We start from the raw sequence: 22,918 nt of genomic DNA, 5'->3' as shown, positions 1-22,918 counted from the left end.
GTTATTCGGGTTGTTCCAGTTTCTTGATGTAATCGTAAATCGCCAGCTGCGAGCGCACCTTCTTGCGATTGCCGCGCGGAACATAACGGTTACTCAATTCTTTGTCTACGATGCGGGCTTTTACCGTATCACTTAACAGAATGGCAATGATATCCAGTATGCGCTGTTTCAGGCGCGGATCGAGCACCGACACCGCCACTTCGATACGATAATCGATGTTGCGCGTCATCCAGTCCGCCGACGACAGGAATACTTTTTTATCGCCGCCGCTTTCAAAAATATAGACGCGGTCGTGCTCGAGGTAGCGGTCAACGATACTGGTGATGCGAATATTTTCACTGATGCCCGGCAAATCGGGGATCAGCGAGCACATGCCGCGCACCAGCAGGTTGATCTTCACGCCGGCGGATGAGGCGGCATACAGCCGATCCACCAGACCATTGTCCACCAGGTTGTTGATTTTCAGCGTAATGCCGGAAGGATTGCCCTGCTGCGCGTTGGCAATCTCGTTATCAATCAGCTGATACAGCATGGCGCGCGAGTTTTGCGGCGACACCATCAGGTGTTCGAACGTTACCGGGCGATACGGGTTTTCGATAAAGTTAAATACGCGCCGGACTTCATTGGTAATGCGCGCATCGGCGGTCAGCAGCGAATAGTCGGTGTAAATACGCGCGGTTTTTTCGTTGAAGTTGCCGGTACCGATGTGGGCGTAACGCACCACTTCTTCGCCCTCGCGGCGGGAGATTAGGAACAGCTTGGCGTGAATCTTCAGGCCGGGCGCCGAGAAGATCACGTGCACGCCCGCTTCGGTCAGCCGCTTCGCCCAGCGAATGTTGGCTTCTTCATCAAAGCGCGCCTGCAACTCGACCACCACCGTGACCTTTTTACCGTTGTAGGCGGCGTGGATCATCGCATCCATGATGCGCGAATTCTTGGCCACGCGGTAAATGTTGATCTTGATGGCCAGCACGTTCGGGTCAAACGACGCCTGACGCAGCAGCTCCAGCACGTGCTCAAAGGTGTGGTACGGATAGTACAGCAGCACATCGCGGTTGCGGATGGCATCAAAGCCGTTGCGGAAGCCATCAAAACCGATATGACGAATCTGCGGCAGCGGTCGATTTTCCAGATTGGCTTTGCCCACGTTCGGGAAGCCGATAAAATCTTTGAAGTTATGATAACGGCCGCCCGGCACAATCGAGTCGTAGCTGGAAATCGACAGCTTATGGCGCAGCATTTCCACCATCGCATCGGGCATATCGCGCTGATAGACAAAGCGCACCGGCTCAGCGGTGAGGCGCTGTTTCAGGCTGGAGGACATCAGCTCCAGCAGGCTGGATTCCATCTCCGTGACCAGGTCGTACTCGGCGTCGCGCGTCATTTTCATTGAATAGGCATTCAGCGCGTCGTAATCAAAGAAGCCTTTGAAAATCTCATCAAGGCAGTAGCGCAGAATGTTATCCAGCAGAATCATGGGCTTGCGACGGCGCGGCGATTCTGCTGGCAGATTCACAAAGCGCGGCACTTTATCGGACGGGATCTCCAGCAGGGCGTAACGGATTTCTTCGCCGCGGATAATCTCCACCGCCAGATAGGTGTAGTCGTCTTTCAGGAACTCAATCAGGTCGGTGTCGTGGTTGATCAGAATGGGCGTGACGTGCTGGCGCAGCTGATGCTTAAAGTAGTAGCGCAGCCACTCCTGCTGATTGGGTGACAGCTGGCGCTCGTTGATCAGGAAAATCTGGTTGCGCGCCATCTCCAGCAGCAGGTCGTTATACAGCGCATCGAACTCCTGATCCGATTTCTGTACCCGCAGCTGAATCTTTTTCAGCAAATGGCGCAGGGTGGTGGGCGTCCCCTGTTCTTCGCCAATCAGAATGCGGCGCTTGAGATCGGCAAAGCGCACTTTATAAAACTCTTCCAGGTTATTGGAATAGATGCCGAGAAAACGCATGCGCTCAATGAGCGGATTGCTTTTATCAGCGGCTTCCTGCAGCACGCGTTCGTTAAAGGTTAACCAGCTTAGTTCTTTTTCTATATACAGCTTTTCCTGACCCATTCTGACTCCGTGATGCTGTTGCTGGACGGAATGTCCGGCGGAATAAACGCAAAATTGCGGTTCCGCTCAGTGTCCTCCACCATTATGGCGAGAGTATGGCAGCCTTGTCCAACCTCAACAGTTGTCTTATCAATCAGCTACGGGCAACATAGCGGCATAACTTCAAGGGTAACTCTGGCCTGCATGAGCATAAATCGTATTCCTGTCCACTTTAGTGACCGTCGTCGACGCGCCATCGATCATCTCGTGCGCCGCATCGTCACGGCCTGCGGTGTGGGAATTTTACTGCTGATGCTACTGCTGTTCTTCTGGCTGATCTGGGTGGTAATGCCGCTGTTCAGCGCGCCGGGCATGCAGCCGACGCTCAGTCAGCAGTTGTGGGACAAAGCCCCGGCGCTGGCGCTGGGCAGCGAAGGCCAGCTCGGCTGGCGCATCAGCCGCAACGAAGCGCGCTTTATTCCGCTCGACGGCCAGCCAGCGGGCGACGCGCTGGCGCTGAACGGCCAGCCGCAGGCGGCGGTGACCAGCAGCGACGGCAGCAGCGTATTGCTCAATATGCAGGGCGATCTGTTGCTGATGCAACCGCTCATCCACGGCCAGCACGGTGAATGGTATTTCCCGCTGGGCGATCGGCCGCTGCATCTGCCGCAGGGCGCGGTCAGCCAGATGGCGCTGGCAGTGCCGGGCGATCATCAGTGGCGCATCGCCGCACAAACGCCGGCCGGTATCAGCCTGCTGACCTTTGCCGGCCAGAAACGCGTCGACCAGATTGTATTGCCCGGTGAGCAGGCCGACCTGATGCGGTTGTCGCCGGACGGCACGCTGCTGTACACCAGTACCGGACGGCTGTTGCGGGTGTGGCAGATTACGCCGCAGGGCGCGCAGCTGCGGGAAACCCAGACGCTGACTCAGCAACCGCGCAGCCTGCAACTGCTGGCGGGCGGGCGCAGCTTACTGATTCAGGATGCGCGTGGCATTCAGCAATGGTTTGCCATCACCGGTGACCACGGGCCACGGCTGCAGCAGATTCACACCTTCACGCACAGCGCGGGTGTGCTCGGCATCGTGCCTGAGGCGCAGCGGCGCGTTTTTGCCAGCTTTGACGCGCAGGGCGTGGTGCGCCTGTTCGCCAGCAAGCAGGCGGGCCCGATTGTCACGCGTCAGCTGGCCGCGGGCATCAGTGCGCTAGCAATGTCTCCGCGCGGCGATAGCCTGATCGTCGAACGTGCCGGACAGTGGCAGCAGTTCGCGCTGGATAATCCGTGGCCCGATTTCAGCTGGCGCAATCTGTGGCAGAAAATCTGGTATGAAAACTATCCGCAGCCGGACTGGGTATGGCAGTCCACCGCCGCCGGCGACAGCTATCAGGCCAAATTCAGCCTGATGCCGCTGGTGATCGGCACGCTGAAAGCAGCGTCGCTGGCGCTGCTGTTTGCCACGCCGCTGGCGCTGGCGGCGGCAATGTATACCGCATGGTTTATGTCGCCGGGCCTGCGCCGCTGGGTCAAGCCGGGCATTGAAATGATGGGCGCGCTGCCGAGCGTGGTGATTGGCCTGATCGCTGGCGTGTGGCTGGCGCCGCACATCAGCCGCGCGCTGCCTGGCGTGATGCTGCTGCCGCTGGTGCTGGCCGCCACGCTGCTGGTGTGCGGCGTGCTCAGTCCGCGTTTGCCGGCGCGCTGGCGGCGGCCCGGTTTTGAAGTGCTGCTGCTGATGCCGCTGCTGTTACTGGTGACGTTACTGACGCTGTGGCTGCCGACACTGTGGTGGCCGCAGATGGGCGAACAGCTGGCGCACTATGAGCAGCGTAACCTGCTGGTGGCGGCGCTGGCGATGGGCTTCGCGCTGGTGCCGCTGATCTTTACCCTGGCGGAAGATGCGTTGTTTAGCGTGCCGGTGGCGCTGGGGCAGGGCTCGCTGGCGCTGGGCGCGACACCGTGGCAAACCCTGACGCGCGTGGTGCTGCCGGGCGCGTCGGCAGGCATTTTTGCTGCGCTGATGATCGGCTTTGGCCGTGCGGTGGGGGAAACCATGATTGTGCTGATGGCCACCGGCAACACGCCGGTGAGCGAAGGCGGACTGTTTGCCGGGCTGCGCGCGCTGTCAGCCAATATCGCCATTGAAATGCCGGAAGCCGCGGCGGGCAGCGCCCATTATCGCATCCTGTTTCTCAGTGCGTTGCTGCTGCTGATATTCACGCTGGCGATCAACACCGTGGCGGAACTGATTCGTCAGCGGCTGCGCCAGCGCTACAGTCAGCATGAGGGGCAGGCATGAGCGCGCTGCGTCAAAACGATCGCTGGCGCTGGCTGACTGCCGGTGCGGTCGCCGTCTGCCTGCTGGCATTTACCTTATTAATCGGCCTGCTGGGCTGGCAGGGCGTCAGGGCGTTCTGGCCGCAGCCGGTCGATCAGTATCAGTTCCAGCCGCCGCAGGGGGCACCGCTGATGGTGCTGGGTGAAACGCTGGATCGCCAGCAGCAGGGCGATCGCTGGCGCTACGTAGTGAAAACCGGCAACCGCGATTTTGCCGCGCCGGATTTCCGCGTCATCGTCAGTCAGGGCGAAGCGCAAACCCGACGCCCGGCAGAAGTGCTGGTGCTACAGCGACGCAGTGGCGGCAATGCCTACGGCTGGCTGGTGGAGCTGCGTGAAGACAACGAGGTACTGACCGCGCGCGACCGCGATGCACTTTTGCAGCAGCGGCTGAAGCAGGTGCATGAGCAGTTGCGCCAGGCGAGCAACATCCGGCGTATTGAAATGGCGCGCCTTAACGCGCAGCTGGAGAGTCTGCAACAGCAGGCCGACGAGCAGCGGCGCGGTGGTCACTTCAGCCTGCAGGATCAGTCAGAACTGGATGCCAACAGCGCGGCGCTGCATAAACGCTTCGGCGCGCTGGCGCAGCAGCTGGCGCATCTGCAGCATGAAAGCCAGCGCGATACGCTGGTGCTGCGCGACGTGCAGGGCGACGATCATCTGATTCCGCTGGCGCAGGTGGTGGCCGCCTGGTATCCAAACAGCCTGAGCCTCGGGCAGAAAATCGGGCATTTCCTCAGTCAGATCTGGCAGTTTGTCAGTGACTCGCCCACCTCGGGTGGCAGTGAAAATGGCGCGCTGCCGGCGATTTTTGGCACTGTGCTGATGGTGCTGCTGATGTCGGTGATTGTCATGCCGCTGGGCGTGGTGGCCGCCGTCTGGCTGCACGAATACGCCGGGCGCAACGCGCTCACCCGGCTGGTGCGCATTGCGGTGGTGAATCTGGCTGGCGTGCCGTCGATTGTGTATGGCGTGTTTGGCCTCGGCTTTTTTGTCTGGCTGATTGGCGGCACCCTCGATCAGCTGTTCTTCTCCCGCTCGCTGCCCAATCCTACCTTCGGCACGCCTGGCCTGCTGTGGGCGGCGCTGACGCTGGCGCTGCTGACGCTGCCGGTGGTGATCGTCGCCACTGAAGAGGGGCTGTCGCGTATTCCGGACAATCTGCGTCAGGGCTCGCTGGCGCTGGGCGCGACTCAGGCAGAAACCCTGTGGCGCGTGGTGCTGCCGCTGGCGGTACCGGCAATGCTCACCGGCCTGATTCTGGCGGTGGCGCGCGCCGCCGGCGAAACTGCACCGCTGATGCTGGTGGGCGTGGTCAAAATGGTGCCTGAGCTGCCGGTCGATGCGGTGTTTCCTTACCTGCATCTTGACCGTAAATTTATGCATCTCGGTTTTCAGATTTACGATCTGGCCTTCCAGAGCCCGAACATCGACGCCGACCGACCGCTGGTGTATGCCACGGCACTGCTGCTGGTGGCGATCATTCTGTCGCTTAACCTGCTGGCGATGGTGCTACGCCATCGGCTGCGCGAGCGCTACCGGTTAATGACGCACTAAAAAGGTTTACACATGACGCCCGATTACGCTATTGCGCTCACCGTTAATCAGCTGTCGCTGTGGTACGGCGAACGCCAGGCGCTGAATAACATTGATTTGCAGATCCCGAAGCATCGCATCACGGCGCTGATTGGGCCCTCCGGCTGCGGTAAATCGACGCTGCTGCGCTGCTTCAATCGCATGAACGACGTGATTGATGGCTGCCGCATCGAAGGTGAGATTCTGCTCGATAGCCACGCGGTGATGCAGGCGAACCAGGATCTGCCGGCGCTGCGGCGGCGCATCGGCATGGTGTTCCAGCGCCCCAATCCGTTCCCCAAGTCGATCTATGAGAATATGGTTTACGGTCTGCGCTTGCAGGGCGTGCGCGATCGTCGCGTGCTGAATGAGGCCTGCGAGCGCGCGCTGCGGGCGGCGGCGCTGTGGGGCGAAGTGAAAGATCAGCTGGGGCAGAATGCGCTAACGCTGTCGAGCGGTCAGCAGCAGCGGCTGGTGATTGCGCGCGCCATCGCCATCGAGCCGGAAGTGCTGCTGCTGGATGAACCCACCTCGGCGCTGGATCCGATCTCGACGCTGGTGATTGAAGAGTTGATGACCACGCTGAAGCAGCATTTCACGCTGGTGCTGGTGACGCACAACATGCAGCAGGCAGCGCGCGTATCCGATTACACCGCGTTTATGCATAACGGGCAGCTGGTGGAGTTTGATGAAACCGACCGGATTTTCACCGCACCGCAGGCGCGGCGCACCGAGGATTATATTACCGGCCGGTTTGGGTAAGTATTGTCAGGTTAGCGCGAAGAATCGCGCCGCTACGAAATGTGCAAAGAAATCATGCAGTAATAAAAGCCGGCACAGCCCCGTAGCGGCGCAATTTATTGCGCAATTCCTGCAAGCGCACGGCGTCAAGGTCAATCAATCGTGCGCATAACCTTCCGGCGGCAGCGGTTCGCCATCTAACCACGCTTTGCCCGCGCGCATCTGCAAGCGTCCTTCGACAAACCAGCTGATCACCAGCGGGTAAATCGCGTGCTCCTGATGCTGCACGCGGGCGCTGATCTCAGCTTCGTCATCGTCAGCAAATACCGGCACGCGCGCCTGCAGAATGATCGGTCCACCGTCCAGCTCATCAGTCACAAAATGCACCGACGTACCGTGTTCCGCGTCCCCGTTCGCCAGCGCCTGGCGATGCGTATGTAAACCGGGATATTTCGGCAGCAGCGACGGATGAATATTCAGCAGACGATCGTGATAGTGCGCGACAAACGCCGGGCTCAGAATGCGCATATAACCGGCCAGCACCACCAGATCCGGTGCATAAGCGTCGATCTGCTGCATCAGCTGGCGGTCAAAGGCGTCGCGATCGGTGAAATCCTGCGCGGACAGCGCGTGAGCAGGCACGCTGGCCTGCTGCGCCCGCGTCAGACCATAGGCCGAGGCTTTATTACTGAAAACGGCAGCCACGCTGCCGTTAATACGCCCGCTCTCGCAGGCGTCGAGGATGGACTGAAGATTGCTGCCGTTGCCGGAGATCAGTACAACCAGTTTCTTCATGGGTTAATAACCACACGCTCTTCGGCATCAGACGCGTTAATCACGCCAATTTTCCACGCCTGCTCGCCAGCCGCGGTCATCAGCTGTACCGCTTTGTCGGCATCGGCCGGGCTCAGCGCAATCACCATGCCCACGCCGCAGTTAAAGGTGCGGTACATCTCGTGACGGCTGACGTTACCGGCCTGCTGCAGCCAGCTGAATACCGCCGGCCACTGCCAGCTTTTCTCGTCAATCACCGCCTGGGTGTTATCCGGCAGGACGCGCGGAATGTTTTCCCAGAAGCCGCCGCCGGTCAGGTGGGCAATGGCGTGCACGTCCACCTGCTCAATCAGGCTGAGGATATTTTTCACGTAGATGCGGGTCGGCGCCAGCAGGTGATCGGCCAGCGGTTTGCCTTCCAGCTGTTTGGTGGTGGGATCGGTCTGGCTGACTTCAAGAATTTTACGCACCAGCGAGTAGCCGTTAGAGTGCGGACCGCTGGAGCCCAGCGCGATCAGCACGTCGCCATCCTGCACTTTGCTGCCGTCGATGATCTCGGACTTTTCCACCACGCCGACGCAGAAACCGGCCACGTCGTAATCTTCGCCGTGATACATGCCCGGCATCTCAGCGGTTTCACCGCCGACCAGCGCACAGCCCGACTGCAGACAGCCTTCGGCGATACCGGTGATCACCGCGGAGGCGGTATCCACATCCAGCTTGCCGGTGGCGTAATAGTCGAGGAAGAACAGCGGCTCAGCGCCCTGTACCACCAGATCATTCACGCACATCGCGACCAGATCGATGCCGATGCTGTCGTGGCGTTTGAGATCCATCGCCAGACGCAGCTTGGTGCCGACGCCATCAGTTCCGGAGACCAGCACCGGCTCGCGGTATTTCTGCGGCAGCGCACACAGCGCGCCAAAGCCACCCAGTCCACCCATCACTTCCGGGCGGCGGGTTTTCTTTACTACGCCTTTAATACGGTCAACCAGATCGTTACCAGCATCAATATCAACACCGGCGTCTTTGTAGCTGAGAGAGGTTTTGTCGGTCACTGCGGAATCCCCACGCGATTGCGGTTGGTGGCAAAAATTAAGCGCGACAATTCTACCAGCGCAGGCAAACGTTTGCGAGTCCCATCTCAGGGCACCTTTGCAGCGTGCTGATTTTTCGCTAATCCTTATTCTCAGGCGATTTGTGCACGTTACCTGACCAATCACCGGTGGCGCGGCGGTAAAAAGGCGGTATAATCCGGCGATTTTTTTTAGCTCAACTCAATTCCGGGAGAATAATCATGAAGATCGTGGAAGTCAGACACCCGCTGGTCAAACATAAACTGGGCCTGATGCGTGAGCATGATATCAGCACCAAGCGCTTCCGCGAGCTGGCCTCGGAAGTGGGCAGCTTACTGACCTATGAAGCCACCGCCGATCTCGAAACCGAGCGCGTGACCATTGAAGGCTGGAACGGTCCGGTCGACGTCGATCAAATCAAAGGCAAAAAAATTACCGTCGTCCCGATTCTGCGTGCTGGCCTTGGCATGATGGAAGGTGTGCTGGAACACGTACCGAGCGCGCGCATCAGCGTGGTGGGCGTTTACCGTGACGAAGAGACGCTGGAGCCGGTGCCTTATTTCCAGAAGCTGGTGTCAAACATCGAAGAGCGTATGGCGCTGGTGGTTGACCCGATGCTGGCGACCGGCGGCTCGATGATCGCCACCATCGATCTGCTGAAGAAAGCCGGCTGCAACAGCATTAAAGTGCTGGTGCTGGTGGCCGCGCCGGAAGGCATTGCCGCGCTGGAGAAAGCGCATCCGGACGTTGAGCTGTACACCGCGTCAATCGATCAGGGCCTGAACGAGAAGGGGTACATCATCCCGGGCCTCGGCGATGCCGGCGACAAGATTTTCGGAACCAAATAAATAAACCAGCCGGCCAGAGAGTCGGCTTTTTTTTGGCAAAAATACCGTTCAGTCAGACACCGTATCGACAGGATGCACATTTTGTAGCGGCGCGATTTATCGCGCTGATGCCGGGCAAGCTATGGTGCCCATCCGGACAAGGCGCAATGAATTGCGCCACTACGATAAGGTGCGGTGTTGACGAACGAGCATAAAAATAAACGTATAGGGGATAAATGATGACTCGCAGAGCCATTGGCGTTAGTGAACGCCCGCCACTGTTGCAAACCATTCCGCTCAGCCTGCAGCACCTGTTCGCCATGTTCGGTGCCACCGTGCTGGTGCCGATTCTGTTCCACATCAACCCGGCCACCGTGCTGCTGTTCAACGGTGTTGGCACGCTGCTGTATCTGTTTATCTGTAAAGGCAAAATCCCGGCCTATCTTGGCTCCAGCTTTGCCTTTATCTCGCCGGTGCTGCTGCTGCTGCCGCTCGGTTATGAAGTGGCGCTCGGCGGCTTTATCCTGTGCGGCGCGCTGTTCTGCATTGTGGCGCTGATTGTAAAGAAGGCCGGCACCGGCTGGCTCGATGTCATGTTCCCACCGGCGGCGATGGGGGCCATCGTGGCGGTTATCGGTCTCGAACTGGCTGGCGTGGCGGCGAATATGGCCGGGCTGCTGCCCGCTGATGGCACCACAGCGGACAGTAAAACCATCATTATTTCGCTGGTGACGCTGGCGGTGACGGTGTTCGGCTCGGTGCTGTTCCGTGGCTTCTTCGCCATTATCCCGATCCTGATTGGCGTGCTGGTCGGCTACGCGCTGTCGTCGGCCATGGGTATCGTTGACTGGAGCGCGGTGGAAAACGCGCCGTGGTTTGCGCTGCCGACCTTCTATACGCCGCGCTTTGAATGGGCCGCGATGCTGACCATCCTGCCCGCAGCGCTGGTGGTAATTGCCGAGCACGTGGGCCATTTGGTGGTGACCGCCAACATCGTGAAGAAGGATCTGATTCGCGATCCCGGCCTGCATCGCTCGATGTTCGCCAACGGCCTGTCGACCATGATCTCCGGCTTCTTTGGTTCCACGCCGAATACCACCTACGGTGAAAACATTGGCGTCATGGCGATCACCCGCGTTTACAGCACCTGGGTGATCGGCGGCGCGGCAATCTTCGCTATTCTGCTCTCCTGCGTCGGTAAACTGGCGGCCGCCATCCAGGCGATCCCGGTGCCGGTGATGGGCGGGGTGTCGCTGCTGCTGTATGGCGTGATCGGCGCTTCCGGTATTCGCGTGCTGATTGAATCCAAAGTCGACTACAACAAAGCGCAGAATCTGATCCTCACCTCGGTGATCCTGATCATTGGCGTCAGCGGCGCGAAAGTGCACGTGGGCGCCGCCGAGCTGAAGGGCATGGCACTGGCCACCATCGTCGGCGTTGGCCTGGCGCTGATTTTCCGCGTAATCAGTCTGTTACGTCCGGAAGAAGTGGTGCTGGACGCGGAAGAAAAACGCGAGCTTTAAAGGATCCTGCGGGCAGGGAAGCCCGGTTCATCTCTGCGGAGGATCGTGATAAACTTGCCCGGTTTTCTGCCCGCTCATCCGTTGAGGTACTTCTGAACACGCCGGCACAGCTTTCACTGCCACTCTATCTACCCGATGATGAAACCTTTGCCAGTTTCTGGCCGGGGGAAAATCCGTCACTGCTGGCGGCGCTGCAGAGCGCGCTGGCGCAACAGCACGGCAGCTATCTCTACTTCTGGTCACGCGAAGGCGGCGGCCGCAGCCATTTGCTGCACGCAGCCTGCGCCGAAATGTCCGCGCGCGGCGAAGCGGTGGGTTACGTGCCGCTCGATAAGCGCACCTGGTTCGTGCCGGAAGTGCTGGAAGGCATGGAGAATCTGGCGCTGGTGTGCATTGATAATATTGAGTGCATCGCCGGCGAAGCCGAGTGGGAGATGGCGATCTTCGATCTCTATAACCGCATTCTGGAAACCGGCAAAACCCGCCTGCTGATCACCGGCGATCGTCCCCCGCGTCAGCTCAATCTGGGCCTGCCGGATCTGGCGTCACGTCTCGACTGGGGACAAATTTACCGCTTACAGCCGCTGTCCGACGAGGACAAACTGCAGGCGATGCAGCTGCGTGCCGGCCTGCGCGGCTTTGAGCTGCCGGAAGACGTTGGGCGTTTCCTGCTGAAACGCCTCGACCGCGAAATGCGCACGCTGTTTGACACGCTTGATCGTCTCGATCGCGCCTCGATCAGCGCACAGCGCAAGCTGACCATTCCCTTCGTGAAAGAGGCGCTGGGGCTTTAGAGAATCTCCAGCACCGCTTCCGGCGGACGACCAATGCGGGCGCGGTCGCCATGAATCACAATCGGCCGCTCGATCAGTTTTGGATGCTCCACCATCGCCTGTAACAGCTGTTGTTCGCTGAGATCGTTACTGGCCAACCCCAGCGTTTTATAGATTTCCTCGCCACGACGCATCAGCTCGCGCGCGCTGTGCATGCCCAGCTGTTGCAGCAGCGTTTTCAGCGTGTCGATGTCCGGCGGCGTATCGAGATACAGCACCACCTGCGGTTCAATACCCTGTTGCTGCAGTAGCGCGAGGGTTTCGCGGCTCTTGCTGCAGCGCGGATTGTGATAAATACGGACCATGTTTTTTTATCCTGGGTAATCCATTGATGCGCACCGAAATCCTGCCGGCCATCCACCCGCGCAACCGGCTATTTACCCTTTTGCATACTGCTTAAAACGCCGCTGTAACTCGCGGAACTGGTCGATGCGCGCATCGTAACGCGCCTGCTTCAGGCTGCCGAGCGGTACCTGGGCGCTGGCGCTGCTCAGGGTGGTGATGGCCTGATCGAGCTGGCCGTTCAGCGCCAGACTCTCCGCCCGTGCCGAAAGCTCCTCATCGCGCAGCCCCTGCGCGGCTGAGGCCTGCGCCAGTAAATCCCATGCGTTGAGATCGTCAGGATGCGCAAAGGTGTAGCGGTTAAGGATGCGGCTGGCGTTGGCTGGCTGCTTCGCCTCGACGTAGGCGTTCGCCAGGTTAAGCTGCAGCACCGGACTGGTCTGGCTGCCGCGGGCGGCGTTCAGCATGCTGATGGCCTGCTGCGGCTGGTTCAGACCGATGTCGATGTCGGTCATGATATCAAGGAACCACAGGTTATCCGGCTGCTTCGCCAGCAGCGGCGCGATGACCTTTTTCGCGTTGGCAAAATCTTTCGCCTGCAGGAACTGCACCGCTTTGCCGTACTGCGCCGCCTGCTGTTCCCGCGTGTTGCCTTTGGCGTACTCATTCAGCAAATCGTCAGTCAGCTGATTGCGACCGGTGGCGTACATACCCAGCGCGCGCACCTTCGCCATATAGAAATCCTGCGACGACTGCACCACCACCGGGCGCATCTGGTTGGCGCGGTTACGCGCGTCGGCCAGGCGGCTATCGGGCAGCGGGTGCGTCAGCAGAATTTCCGGTGGTTTTGACGAGAAGCGGCTTTGATCGGCCAGCTTTTGCAGAAACGCGGGCATCGCCTGCGGATCGAAACCGGCGCGCTGCAGCACCTGAATGCCGATGCGATCTGCTTCCTGCTCGTTGCCCTGGGTGAAACTGATGATGCCCTGCTGCGTACCGGCCAGCGTACCGGTCAGTGCCGCCATCCCGGCCTGCGGGCTGGCCAGCGCCAGCAGAATCGAACCCAGCGCGCCGACCCAGGTGAGCGGAGCGCTGCGCTTTTGCTCTTCCATGGCGCGCGCCAGATGGCGCTGCGTCACGTGCGAAATTTCGTGCGCCATCACCGACGCCAGCTGGCTTTCGTTATCGGTATAGCGGAACAGCGACGAGTGCAGCACCACATTGCCGCCAAAGAAGGCGAAAGCGTTGAGCTCGTCATTCTGAATCAGGAAAAAGTGAAACGGCGTACGCACTGAATGGGCGTGTGCCACCAGCCGCTGGCCGAGTTCATTAATGTACTGATTAAGCAGCGGATCGTTGATCAGTGGCGCGCTGGCGCGCAGCTGGCGCACGTAGAAGTCGCCAATCTGCAGCTCCTGATTAATGGAGAGCGTGGAGCCTGCCGTGGTGCCCATGTCGGGCAAATTGTCGCTCAGATCGGCGCGGACACCGACCGCAGGCGTGAGCAGCAGCGCAGGAATAAGGGCCGCCAGCACTGATTTTTTCAACCGGTTAAACATGCCTTGATCCTGTAAAAGTCTCCTGCCATTGGACAGGAAAGTCATGCCAATGTTCTGTGGCGGCGTTTCCTTTTCTGCCGCGGCTCTATCTTAACCACAGTGAGGATACAAGCAAATGCCGCCGTCACATTGACGTGATGGCAAAGAATGGCTGACTGACGCGAAATTTGTAGCAAAAAATTGAATAGCGAAAAGGCAAAATAAAAAGGCACAGCGCACTGATGAAATTAAAGTTACGTAAAGTTGCTCAAAATAATTGAATCTGGCATGGTTTTTTCCAGGTTTACTCTGAAAAACACGCCCGAAAATCCCCGGTTGGCCCGCTTTATCCATCAGCAATTTTTATCGTGCTGCTCTGGCCGTGCATCACCAGCCCAGAAATGAATGGTCAGGTTTTGCTCACTGGTCAACTGGCGGTGCGCGATGACAGTATTAACCCGCACGATGAGGTGCTGTCATCTGCTGTGCATCTCTCTCCCTGGTGACTGCCGGTAATTCCGGCCAGCTATTTTTCAACTCGCCCGCACGGCTCAATCAACAGGCTTATTCAATCAGCTGGCGCAATGATTTCTGCTGGCAGCCAAACGCCGGACAGCCCGGCAGTACAGGCGTTTTGCGCGCCGCGCGCTGTGGTATAGATAAAGCACTTTTTCAAACGGACTGTGAATTAACGCGCAGTGCATGCCGGAGAGTTTCTATGCGTTCTGTTGTTTCCTATGCCCTGATTGCCATCGTGGGTGGGATGGTCGGTGCCGCCGTAATCAAAAGCGATGACCTGTATCAGCGTATCGCGGGCCATTTTTCCGCTGAACCTGCCGATCCGGACGGGTTCTGGAGCACGCCGGCGGTCGCGGGCTACGGCAAAATTCATTATGAAGCCGACGCCGCGTTTAAACCGGCGGTGGGGCTGAGCAACAAAGTGGTATTTCAGCTGACCCGCAATGAAGGCGATATCAAACGGCCTAACCTCGGGCTGGAGCGCGTGGCGCGCGTGGTCAATCTGTACATCGCCGCTGGCGTACCGGCCGAACAGCTGCAGTTTGTGGTGTCGATGACCGGCGATGCCACGCCCGCCACGCTGGATAACGCGCATTTTAAGCAGTTTTACGGCGTCGATAACCCCAACCTCGCGCTGATTGGCGCGCTGAACAAGCTGGGCGTTAAAGTCTCGGTGTGCGATCAGTCGGTGGCGTTCCATCACTATCCGCGCAACTGGATCGACCGGTCGGTGATTCATGCATTATCCAGCCCGACCACGGTGTCGACGCTGGAAAATCAGGGCTATGCCTTTTTACAGATGTAATCGCGTCTTTGGTTAAGGAGAAGTGTCATGCGTCCAGCATCCTATATTGTTATCGCCGCGCTGGCGGGCTTTGTCGGCGGAAATGTGCTGCAGCTGCCGGAACTGGTGGATAAAGTCAGCGGCAAATTCGCTGACCAGAAAACCGAACCGGCGGATTTCTGGAGCACGCCGGCGATTGCCGGTTACGGTAAAATTCACTTTGTTAACACGCCGGATTACAACCCGGCCAACACGCCCGGGCTGAGCAATAAGATTGTGTTTCAGATCAACCGCAGCGAAGGGGATATCCATCAGCCAAACCTCGGCCTTGAGCGCGTGGCACGCGTCACCAACCTCTATTACGCGGCTGGCGTGCCGCTGAATCAGCTCAACTTTGTGGTGTCGATTAACAGCGATGCGGTGCCGGCCGCGCTCAATAACGATCAGTTCCGTAAAGCGTACGGCAGCGATAATCCTAACCTGAAGCTGATTGATGAGCTGAAGAAAGCCGGGGTGAAAGTGACCATTTGCGACCAGTCGGTGGCCTTCCATCAGCTGGAGCGCGACTGGATTGATACCCGCGTCACGCATACGCTCTCCAGCGGCACCACCGTCGCGTCGCTGCAAAATGAAGGGTACGCCTTCCTGATGCTGTAATCCTGCCGACAGCAGTGCAGGCTGCTGTCATCTTTTCGTCATCCCTTCGCGATGTCACTGTCACAGTTCGCCGTTAGTTTAGGCGCCAATGAGATCGATCTCATCGGCACTTTACGAGGCGAACATGTCCGACTTACTCACGGTGGCAAAGCTGGCAGGCGTTTCACGCGCCACGGCCGCGCGCGCCTTTTCCGATCCCCATCTGCTGCGGCGCGACACGCTGGAGAGAGTGCTGGCGGCGTCGGAGCAGCTCGGCTTTCGTCCTAACCACATCGCGCGCCAGCTGCGCACGCAGCACTCCACCACCTTCGGCGTGCTGCTGCCCTCGTTGCTTAACCCGATCTTCTCCTGCCAGTTACAGGCGATGGAGCGCCAGGCGCGCGACGCCGGCTATGGCCTGCTGGTGGCTACCAGCGATTACCAGCCCGAGCGCGAAGCCGCCATCGTTGAACATATGCTGCGTCAGCGCGTGGCGGGCCTGGTCCTGACGGTGGCCGACGCGGATAACAGCGCAGTGCTCAGCACGCTGCAGGCGGCTGGCCTGCCGTTTGTGCTGGCGCATAACGTGCCGCAGCACAGCCACTGGCCGGCGGTGTGCGTGGATAACCGCCAGGCGATGCGCGAAGCCACCGCACAGCTGCTGGCGCTTGGTCATCGCCGCATTGCCATGGTCGCCGGACCGATGCTGCAGTCAGATCGTGCGCGCCTGCGCTATCAGGGCTATTGCGATGCCATGCAGCACGCGGGCCTGACGGCGCTGCCGGTGATTGAGATGGCCAGCCACACCCAATCAGACTTTACGCTGCTGGCCCCGATGCTCGGCGGTGCCACCCCGCTCAGCGCCGTGATCTGCACCAACGACCTGCTGGCCATCAGCCTGATTGGCGCGGCGGCGCGCGCGGGCGTGCCTGTGCCACAGCAGCTGGCGGTGATGGGCTTTGACGGGATTGCGATGGGGGCACAAATGGCCCCGTCGCTGGCCAGCGTAGCGCAGCCCGCCGAACGGCTCGGCGCCTGCGCCATCGATATGTTGTTGCATAACGTCAGCCGCGGCACCCGCGTGCTGCCACATCAGTTGCGGAGCGGTGAGAGTGTTGCTGCCCCCGCGTTTATTGCCACCACCAGGGAACCTCATGATGCTGCATAAAAAAGTAAAAATTTACGCCGGCGCCATCGCGCTCAGCGCCAGCGCGTTGTTTACCAGCCTGACGCAGGCGGCGGAAACCGCCATCTGTTACAACTGCCCGCCCGAGTGGGCCGACTGGGGCACTCAGCTCAAAGCGATTGCCAGAGACACCGGCATTCAGGTGCCGCAGGACAACAAAAACTCCGGCCAGGCGCTGGCGCAGCTGGTGGCGGAGCAGGGCAATCCGGTGGCCGACGTGGTCTATTACGGCGTCAGCTTCGGCATTCAGGCGGACAGCGCCGGCGTGGTCGCCAGTTACAAACCGGCGCACTGGGATGACATTCCTGCCGGCATGAAAGACAGCAACGGCAAATGGGTGGCGCTGCACTCGGGCACCATGGGCTTTATGGTCAATGTCGATGCGCTGGGCGGCGCGCCGGTGCCGCAATCCTGGGACGACCTGCTGAAGCCGGAATATAAAGGCATGATTGGTTATCTCGATCCGGCCAGCGCCTTTGTCGGTTACGTGGCGGCGGTGGCAGTCAACCAGGCGAAGGGCGGCAACATGCAGGACTTCACGCCGGCGCTGAACTGGTTCAAAAAGCTGCAGGCGAATCAGCCTATCGTGCCTAAGCAGACCGCGTATGCGCGCCTGATTTCCGGTGAGATCCCGATTCTGCTCGATTATGACTTCAACGCTTACCGCGCCCGCTACAAAGATCACGCTAACGTCGCCTTTGTTATTCCCAAAGAGGGCACGGTAACGGTGCCGTACGTCATTAGCCTGGTGAAGAATGCACCGCACGCTGCGAACGGCAAAAAAGTGATCGACTATGTGCTGTCTGACAAGGGGCAGGCTATCTGGGCCAGCGCGTTCCTGCGCCCGGTGCGCACCGGCGCCATGAGCGCAGAAGCGAAGAAATATTTCCTGCCGGACAGCGACTATGCGCGTGCGCAAACCGTTGACTATCAACAGATGGCGGCAGCGCAGAAAGCCTTCTCGGCGCGCTATCTGAGTGAGATTCGCTGATGGCGATGACGGACACCCTGGCGGCTTCGTGCCGCCGGACACCGCGCCTGGCCGGCAGCCGCTGGCTATGGCTGACGCTGCCGGCGCTGCTGTTCTTCTGCGCCTTCTGGCTGCTGCCGTTTGTCCGGCTGCTGCAGATGGCGATGCAGGACGACCGCAGCACCCGGCACAGCGGCTACTGGACGGTACTGACGCAGCCGCACTACCTGCTCAGCCTGCTGAACACCGTGCTGCTGTCGCTCGCCGTCACGCTGGTGACGCTGGCCATCGCCGCGACAGTCGGCTGCTTTCTGGCACGCCAGCGCTTCAGCGGACGCAGCACGCTGCTGGCGCTGCTGACGTTTCCGCTGGCCTTTCCGGGCGTGGTGGTGGGATTTCTGGTGGTGATGCTGGCGGGCCGTCAGGGACTGCTGGCGCAAATCAGCCTGGCGCTGTTCCACGAGCGCTGGATGCTGGCCTATTCGTTTACCGGCCTGTTTATTGGCTATCTCTATTTTTCACTGCCGCGCGCCATCATCACGCTGGTGGCGGCGAGTGAAAAACTCGACCGTTCTCTCGAAGAGGCGGCGCGTTCGCTGGGCGCCAGTCAGTGGCGCATCACCTGGGATGTGATTGTGCCGGGACTGCAGCCGGCGCTGCTCTCCACCGGCGCGCTCTGTTTTGCCACCAGCATGGGTGCGTTCGGTACCGCGTTTACCCTGGGCACCGATCTGGCGGTGCTGCCGCTGACCATTTACGGCGAATTCACCAACTACGCCAATTTCGCCACCGCCGCCGCGCTGTCGGTGGTGATGGGCGGCGTCGCCTGGCTGGCATTGATGCTGGCGCGCCGACTGGCCCATCAGGAGGTGACATGAGACGTCGCGGACTGTTCAGCCTGCAACTGCTGGTCACCGTGCTCACCGCGCTGTTCATGATCGTGCCGGTGGTGCTGTCGATGCTGGCCGGCGTGACCAACAACTATTTTACCGGCCTGCGCAGCGGCCTGACGCTGAAGTGGGTGACCCAGGTGTGGCAGCTTTACGCCGACACCTTCTGGCTGTCGCTGCTGATTGCGCTGGCCTGCCTGCTGATCACGCTGCTGATCGGCGTGCCGGCAGCGTGGGGGCTGTTAAAAGCGCCGCGGCGCTGGGCGGCGCGCATCGAAGAGTGCCTGATGCTGCCGGTCGCGCTGCCGGGCCTCGCCACCGCGCTGGGCATTATCCTGCTGTACGGTCAGTTCTCCGGCCTGCGCGATAGCTGGCTGTTCATTCTCATCGGTCACGTGCTATTTACCTTGCCGTTTATGCTGCGCCCGGTGCTGGCGGTGATGCAGGCGATGGAGATGCCGCGGCTGGAAGAGGCGGCAGCCAGTCTGGGTGCCAGTCTGTGGCAGCGCTTTTTTACCGTGGTGGTGCCCAACTGTCGCAACGGCATTCTCGCCGGGGCGTTTATGGTGATCACCCTGTCGGTGGGTGAGTTCAACATCACCTGGATGCTGCATACGCCGCTGACAAAAACGCTGCCGGTGGGGCTGGCAGACAGCTATGCCTCAATGCGACTGGAAGTGGGATCGGCCTACACGCTGATCTTTATTCTGCTGATTCTGCCGCTGCTGCTGATGCTCAACGCGGTCAATCACTGGCTCAACCGTACGCTCACGCGTGCTAATAAGGAGGCGGCATGAACCCTGCGGCCGTAACCGTTACGCTGCGCCACTGTGCGCGGCACTTTAATCACCAGCTGGCGCTGCAGCCGCTCGATCTGACGGTGCAGCCTGGCGAAACCCTGGTGCTGCTCGGTCCGTCCGGCTGTGGCAAAACCACCACGCTGCGCATCATCAGTGGCCTGGAGCGCTGTGACGACGGCGGCGAAGTGTGGTTCGACGATCGTAACGTGACAGCGCTGCCGATTGAGAAACGCAACGTGGGCATGGTGTTCCAGAACTACGCGCTGTTTCCCCATCTCAACGTGGCGCAGAACGTCGCCTACGGCCTGAAAGTGCAGGGCGTGGCGCGCGCCGAACGCGACGCGCGCGTGCAGGAGATGCTGGCCCTGGTGGATCTCAGCGCGCTGGCGCAGCGCAGTATCGACAAGCTGTCGGGCGGTCAAAAGCAGCGCGTAGCGCTGGCGCGTGCGCTGGCGGCGCGTCCGAAGGTGCTGCTGTTTGATGAGCCGCTGGCGGCGCTGGATGCGCGCCTGCGCGACCGGCTGCGGCTGGAGATTGGCGCGCTGCTGAAACAGCTGGCGATCACCGCCGTGTACGTCACGCACGATCAGCAGGAAGCGATGGCGCTGGGCGATCGCATTGCGGTGATGGAGCAGGGACGTCTGGTGCAGATCGATACGCCGCAAAATATTTACCAGCGCCCGGCGTCACAGTTTGTCGCGGATTTTGTCGGCGCGATTAACTGTGTCGGGGTCGATGCGCGCGGCAATCCGCAGCATTTCTGCCGCCCGGAGGATGTGCTGCTGGCGGCGGACCAGCGCTACGCACGCCCCGGTTTCATCCTCGGCACCACCTTTCTCGGTGCTGCGCAGCGGCTGAGTATTGATATCGGGCTGGCGGCGCCGATCCAGGTTGATCGCCACGCGCGCGAAGCCTGGCACGCCGGCCAGCCGGTAAGCTGGACGCTGGCGCAGGATGCCGCGCTGCACTTTTCTGCCTGATAAGGAGCTGTTGTGACTGACGCAATGACGCTGGTTGCGCAAATCAGCGATTTACACATCAAGGCCCATGGCCGTCTCTCCTATAAAAAAGTGGATACGCACGCCGCGCTGTTGCGGGTGATCGACACGCTGAATCAGCTGGTGCCGCGACCGGATACGGTGGTGATCACCGGCGACCTGGTGGATTTTGGCACTGCGGAAGAGTACCAGACGCTGCGCGAGGCGCTGCGCCATCTGCAGCTGCCGTTCCTGCTGATGCCGGGCAATCACGACGATCGCCAGCAGCTGCGCGCCGCGTTTCCGGAGCATCACTACCTGCAGCACGGCGAAACGCTCAACTGGCAGATGCGTGTGAATCATCTGCAGCTGCTGGCGCTCGACTCCAGCGTACCGCATCAGCCGTGGGGCTACGTCGATGACGCACAGCTGCAATGGCTGGCAGAGCAGCTGGCGCGTGAGCCTGATTTGCCGACGCTGGTGCTGCTGCATCATCCGCCGTTCCTGAGCGGCATTGGCCATATGGATCGGCAGCCGCTGCGCAATCCGGCGGCGCTGGCTGCCATTATTGGTCAGCATCCCCAGGTGGAACGGGTGCTGAGCGGCCACCTGCACCGCTCGGTGCAGGCGCGTTTTGCCGGCACGCTGGCCTGCGTGGCGCCCGGTGTGTCGCATCAGGTGGCACTGGATTTGCGTGACCACGGTCCGGCGAACTTTGTGCTGGAACCGCCCGGTTTTCTGCTGCATCGCTGGCAGCCGCAGCAGGGGATGACTACGCATCTGTGCGCAATCGGCGATTATCCAGGACCGTGGCCGTTTTACGATGCGCAGGGTTTAATTGATTAGCACCAGTAATAGCACAATAAAAAAGCGTTCCTGAGGGTCTGCGTCGTAGTCAATTTGGCTCAGAGGTGTACAATTGTCTGTTACCTCACCAGGGTAAACACCTCCAATTATAACAAGATAGTCAGGCACGCTAACTTATGAAGCTACTCACCAGGGCGGTTGCGCCATGTTAACGCGCATCCGGCCAAAAACTGATCTGCGCACGCTGATTGCGCTGCTGGCGATCACCAGTATCGTCATCACACTGGCTAATACGCTGTACGCCACCTGGCGCGTACAGCGCATGGTGCTGATCGAAAGCACCCTTGAAGCCAATCGCGCTTACGCCACCAAGCTGGCGGCCACCACCGAAGTGTTTTTCCAGCTGGCGCAGTCGCAACTGCACTACAGCGCCAATCAGCTGGGTAAAGATTTCGATAATCCCGAACTGCTGCAGCAGGAAGTGAACCGACTGCGCGAACAGACCAGCAGTTTTAACTCGGTGGCGATTGTCGACAGCAACGGCGTGATTAAAGCCATTTCGCCGGAATCGCTGATGCTGAAAGGCATGCAGCTCACCAGCCAGTCTTCGCGCGAAGCGCTGGCGCAGCGTCAGCCGATGGTCAGCCGGCCCACCATTTCTGCCACCAATAACCTGCTGGTGTTTGTTTCCTGGCCGGTGTGGAGCACCGATGGGCGCTATCTTGGCTACGTCGGCGGCACTATTTATCTGAAGAAAAAAAGCATTCTTAACGTGCTGCTCGGCGAGCAGTACTATCGTGACGGCACCCATGTTTACGTGCTGGATCGCGAAAACCGCGTGCTGTATCACCAGAACAATCAGCTGATTGGCAAAAACGTGCCGGGCATCGTCAGCGATCGTCAGCGCCAGGAGCACAGCAATGGCGAAGTTCAGCTGACGGAAGAGGGCACGGCGAAGCTGGCGGGCTACGCTGTGGTACCCACTACCGGCTGGATGGTGGTGGCGCTCAAGCCGACAAACGTCACGCTGGCGCCGCTCTCCGGGCTGCTGCTCCAGGTGCTGAAGAATTCGGTGCCGTTTGCGCTGCTGACACTGCTGGTGGCGGTGATTCTGGCCCGGTTGATTGCCTTGCCGCTGTGGCAGCTGGCGCGCAAAGCCAGCCAGATGGATACCCAAGGCGTTTCGGGTGAAATTGGCGTGATTCGCGCCTGGTATTTCGAAGCGGCACAGGTGAAGCGCGCGCTGCTCACCGGTATTGGTCTGGTGCAGGATAAAATCGGCCGGCTCAAGTCAGAGGTGCAGAGCGATCCCATGACCAGCCTGCTCAATCGCCGCGGCCTGAGCGCGGTGCTCGACTATTTCGATACCATGCAGCAGCCGTTTGCCGTGCTGGCGCTGGATATTGACCACTTCAAACGGGTGAATGATAACTTCGGGCATGATGTTGGCGACGAGGTGATCAAACAGGTGGCGCGCACGCTGCGCCAGAGCGCGCGTCAGACCGACGTGGTGTGCCGGAACGGCGGCGAAGAGTTTCTGATGCTGCTTCCCGCCACCGCCCCTGATGAAGCACGGGTGATTGCGGAGCGCGTGCGCACCAGCATTGCTGGCGGCTGGATTGATCCGGTCGGGCAGATTACGATTTCGATTGGTATCGCCAGCTGGCAGCCGACGCACGGCAGTCAGGAGCAGATTCTGAAGCAGGCCGATGATGCGCTGTATCAGGCGAAAAACGCCGGACGTAACTGCGTGGTGATCGCCGGGCAGGAGGCGCTGGCCAGCACGGTTTCGCGTTATTAACC

20 protein-coding genes are annotated in these 22,918 nt (G+C 60.0%); 15 read left to right on the top strand and 5 right to left on the bottom strand.

What is annotated here, in order from left to right; translation table 11 throughout:
• Position 1: 1 nt before the first annotated feature.
• On the bottom strand, positions 2-2,062 hold the full coding sequence (gene ppk1 / locus CBW22_RS15630) for a polyphosphate kinase 1 (protein WP_021506583.1): 2,061 nt from the start codon (positions 2,060-2,062) through the stop codon (positions 2-4).
• 183 nt (positions 2,063-2,245) lie between these two features.
• Between ppk1 and CBW22_RS15625 the strand changes: the two genes are divergently transcribed.
• The 3 genes from CBW22_RS15625 to pstB are packed head-to-tail and all read left to right on the top strand — an operon-like array spanning position 2,246 to position 6,714.
• Entirely contained in the window at positions 2,246-4,339 is a 2,094-nt protein-coding gene (locus tag CBW22_RS15625; protein ID WP_088517127.1) for an ABC transporter permease subunit, read from the top strand.
• Complete coding sequence (gene pstA, locus CBW22_RS15620) at positions 4,336-5,934, top strand: phosphate ABC transporter permease PstA (RefSeq protein ID WP_058758318.1); 1,599 nt, start codon at positions 4,336-4,338, stop codon at positions 5,932-5,934. The genes CBW22_RS15625 and pstA overlap by 4 nt, the downstream gene beginning before the upstream one ends.
• 12 nt (positions 5,935-5,946) lie before the next feature.
• Positions 5,947-6,714 carry a phosphate ABC transporter ATP-binding protein PstB gene (gene pstB / locus CBW22_RS15615; RefSeq protein WP_088517126.1) on the top strand — a complete coding sequence of 256 codons (768 nt, stop codon included), beginning with the start codon at positions 5,947-5,949 and terminating at the stop codon, positions 6,712-6,714.
• 135 nt (positions 6,715-6,849) lie between these two features.
• Here the strand turns inward: pstB and purN are convergent, their stop codons facing one another.
• Together purN and purM are read right to left on the bottom strand one after the other, a co-directional pair.
• Complete coding sequence (purN, locus tag CBW22_RS15610; RefSeq protein WP_058758319.1) at positions 6,850-7,488, bottom strand: phosphoribosylglycinamide formyltransferase; 639 nt, start codon at positions 7,486-7,488, stop codon at positions 6,850-6,852.
• Entirely contained in the window at positions 7,485-8,525 is a 1,041-nt protein-coding gene (gene purM, locus CBW22_RS15605) for a phosphoribosylformylglycinamidine cyclo-ligase (RefSeq protein WP_021506588.1), read from the bottom strand. Before purM ends, purN begins: the two co-directional genes overlap by 4 nt.
• A 239-nt stretch (positions 8,526-8,764) precedes the next feature.
• Between purM and upp the strand changes: the two genes are divergently transcribed.
• From upp to hda, 3 genes are all read left to right on the top strand, one after another.
• A complete protein-coding gene (gene upp / locus CBW22_RS15600) occupies positions 8,765-9,391 on the top strand; it encodes a uracil phosphoribosyltransferase (protein ID WP_010617600.1) in 627 nt (208 codons plus the stop codon).
• A gap of 218 nt (positions 9,392-9,609) precedes the next feature.
• Positions 9,610-10,893, top strand: a complete 1,284-nt coding sequence (gene uraA, locus CBW22_RS15595; protein ID WP_031279414.1) for a uracil permease — start codon at positions 9,610-9,612, stop codon at positions 10,891-10,893.
• 92 nt (positions 10,894-10,985) lie between these two features.
• Positions 10,986-11,687, top strand: a complete 702-nt coding sequence (gene hda / locus CBW22_RS15590) for a DnaA inactivator Hda (RefSeq protein ID WP_217899528.1) — start codon at positions 10,986-10,988, stop codon at positions 11,685-11,687.
• Here hda and arsC read toward each other — a convergent pair.
• Complete coding sequence (arsC, locus tag CBW22_RS15585) at positions 11,684-12,031, bottom strand: arsenate reductase (glutaredoxin) (RefSeq protein WP_088517124.1); 348 nt, start codon at positions 12,029-12,031, stop codon at positions 11,684-11,686. The genes hda and arsC overlap by 4 nt on opposite strands.
• A gap of 72 nt (positions 12,032-12,103) precedes the next feature.
• On the bottom strand, positions 12,104-13,567 hold the full coding sequence (locus tag CBW22_RS15580; RefSeq protein ID WP_088517123.1) for a beta-barrel assembly-enhancing protease: 1,464 nt from the start codon (positions 13,565-13,567) through the stop codon (positions 12,104-12,106).
• A gap of 697 nt (positions 13,568-14,264) precedes the next feature.
• Between CBW22_RS15580 and CBW22_RS15575 the strand changes: the two genes are divergently transcribed.
• The 9 genes from CBW22_RS15575 (at position 14,265) to CBW22_RS15535 (ending at position 22,916) form a co-directional block, all read left to right on the top strand.
• Complete coding sequence (locus CBW22_RS15575) at positions 14,265-14,870, top strand: DsrE family protein (protein ID WP_088517122.1); 606 nt, start codon at positions 14,265-14,267, stop codon at positions 14,868-14,870.
• A 27-nt stretch (positions 14,871-14,897) separates the two neighbouring features.
• Positions 14,898-15,506: a DsrE family protein gene (locus CBW22_RS15570; RefSeq protein WP_021506594.1), complete on the top strand. Its 609-nt coding sequence runs from the start codon at positions 14,898-14,900 to the stop codon at positions 15,504-15,506.
• A 124-nt stretch (positions 15,507-15,630) separates the two neighbouring features.
• Entirely contained in the window at positions 15,631-16,653 is a 1,023-nt protein-coding gene (locus CBW22_RS15565) for a substrate-binding domain-containing protein (protein WP_021506595.1), read from the top strand.
• On the top strand, positions 16,640-17,662 hold the full coding sequence (locus tag CBW22_RS15560; protein ID WP_058775667.1) for an ABC transporter substrate-binding protein: 1,023 nt from the start codon (positions 16,640-16,642) through the stop codon (positions 17,660-17,662). Before CBW22_RS15565 ends, CBW22_RS15560 begins: the two co-directional genes overlap by 14 nt.
• Complete coding sequence (locus CBW22_RS15555; RefSeq protein ID WP_021506597.1) at positions 17,662-18,519, top strand: ABC transporter permease; 858 nt, start codon at positions 17,662-17,664, stop codon at positions 18,517-18,519. The genes CBW22_RS15560 and CBW22_RS15555 overlap by 1 nt, the downstream gene beginning before the upstream one ends.
• Positions 18,516-19,328 (top strand): ABC transporter permease, encoded by an 813-nt coding sequence (locus CBW22_RS15550; protein ID WP_088517121.1) that lies wholly within the window; start codon positions 18,516-18,518, stop codon positions 19,326-19,328. The genes CBW22_RS15555 and CBW22_RS15550 overlap by 4 nt, the downstream gene beginning before the upstream one ends.
• Positions 19,325-20,311 carry an ABC transporter ATP-binding protein gene (locus CBW22_RS15545; RefSeq protein WP_058770829.1) on the top strand — a complete coding sequence of 329 codons (987 nt, stop codon included), beginning with the start codon at positions 19,325-19,327 and terminating at the stop codon, positions 20,309-20,311. The genes CBW22_RS15550 and CBW22_RS15545 overlap by 4 nt, the downstream gene beginning before the upstream one ends.
• Before the next feature lie 24 nt (positions 20,312-20,335).
• Positions 20,336-21,154, top strand: a complete 819-nt coding sequence (locus tag CBW22_RS15540) for a phosphodiesterase (protein ID WP_441339116.1) — start codon at positions 20,336-20,338, stop codon at positions 21,152-21,154.
• A 166-nt stretch (positions 21,155-21,320) separates the two neighbouring features.
• Complete coding sequence (locus CBW22_RS15535) at positions 21,321-22,916, top strand: sensor domain-containing diguanylate cyclase (RefSeq protein WP_021506601.1); 1,596 nt, start codon at positions 21,321-21,323, stop codon at positions 22,914-22,916.
• Positions 22,917-22,918 lie beyond the last annotated feature (2 nt).

Origin of the sequence: Pantoea sp. VS1 (genome assembly GCF_002207995.1) — a bacterium.
GTDB classification, from domain to species: Bacteria; Pseudomonadota; Gammaproteobacteria; order Enterobacterales; family Enterobacteriaceae; genus Pantoea; species Pantoea dispersa.
Note: the sequence above shows the minus strand (reverse complement) of the source record. Positions and strands in the feature narration are given on the sequence as shown.

What these genes read in the sequence shown, in the direction of transcription:
- ppk1 (WP_021506583.1), bottom strand. Translation starts at nt 2,062, where the DNA reads ATGGGTCAGGAAAAGCTGTATATAGAAAAAGAACTAAGCTGGTTAACC.
- CBW22_RS15625 (WP_088517127.1), top strand. Translation starts at nt 2,246, where the DNA reads ATGAGCATAAATCGTATTCCTGTCCACTTTAGTGACCGTCGTCGACGC.
- pstA (WP_058758318.1), top strand. Translation starts at nt 4,336, where the DNA reads ATGAGCGCGCTGCGTCAAAACGATCGCTGGCGCTGGCTGACTGCCGGT.
- pstB (WP_088517126.1), top strand. Translation starts at nt 5,947, where the DNA reads ATGACGCCCGATTACGCTATTGCGCTCACCGTTAATCAGCTGTCGCTG.
- purN (WP_058758319.1), bottom strand. Translation starts at nt 7,488, where the DNA reads ATGAAGAAACTGGTTGTACTGATCTCCGGCAACGGCAGCAATCTTCAG.
- upp (WP_010617600.1), top strand. Translation starts at nt 8,765, where the DNA reads ATGAAGATCGTGGAAGTCAGACACCCGCTGGTCAAACATAAACTGGGC.
- uraA (WP_031279414.1), top strand. Translation starts at nt 9,610, where the DNA reads ATGACTCGCAGAGCCATTGGCGTTAGTGAACGCCCGCCACTGTTGCAA.
- arsC (WP_088517124.1), bottom strand. Translation starts at nt 12,031, where the DNA reads ATGGTCCGTATTTATCACAATCCGCGCTGCAGCAAGAGCCGCGAAACC.
- CBW22_RS15580 (WP_088517123.1), bottom strand. Translation starts at nt 13,567, where the DNA reads ATGTTTAACCGGTTGAAAAAATCAGTGCTGGCGGCCCTTATTCCTGCG.
- CBW22_RS15575 (WP_088517122.1), top strand. Translation starts at nt 14,265, where the DNA reads ATGCGTTCTGTTGTTTCCTATGCCCTGATTGCCATCGTGGGTGGGATG.
- CBW22_RS15570 (WP_021506594.1), top strand. Translation starts at nt 14,898, where the DNA reads ATGCGTCCAGCATCCTATATTGTTATCGCCGCGCTGGCGGGCTTTGTC.
- CBW22_RS15565 (WP_021506595.1), top strand. Translation starts at nt 15,631, where the DNA reads ATGTCCGACTTACTCACGGTGGCAAAGCTGGCAGGCGTTTCACGCGCC.
- CBW22_RS15560 (WP_058775667.1), top strand. Translation starts at nt 16,640, where the DNA reads ATGATGCTGCATAAAAAAGTAAAAATTTACGCCGGCGCCATCGCGCTC.
- CBW22_RS15555 (WP_021506597.1), top strand. Translation starts at nt 17,662, where the DNA reads ATGGCGATGACGGACACCCTGGCGGCTTCGTGCCGCCGGACACCGCGC.
- CBW22_RS15550 (WP_088517121.1), top strand. Translation starts at nt 18,516, where the DNA reads ATGAGACGTCGCGGACTGTTCAGCCTGCAACTGCTGGTCACCGTGCTC.
- CBW22_RS15545 (WP_058770829.1), top strand. Translation starts at nt 19,325, where the DNA reads ATGAACCCTGCGGCCGTAACCGTTACGCTGCGCCACTGTGCGCGGCAC.
- CBW22_RS15540 (WP_441339116.1), top strand. Translation starts at nt 20,336, where the DNA reads ATGACGCTGGTTGCGCAAATCAGCGATTTACACATCAAGGCCCATGGC.
- CBW22_RS15535 (WP_021506601.1), top strand. Translation starts at nt 21,321, where the DNA reads ATGTTAACGCGCATCCGGCCAAAAACTGATCTGCGCACGCTGATTGCG.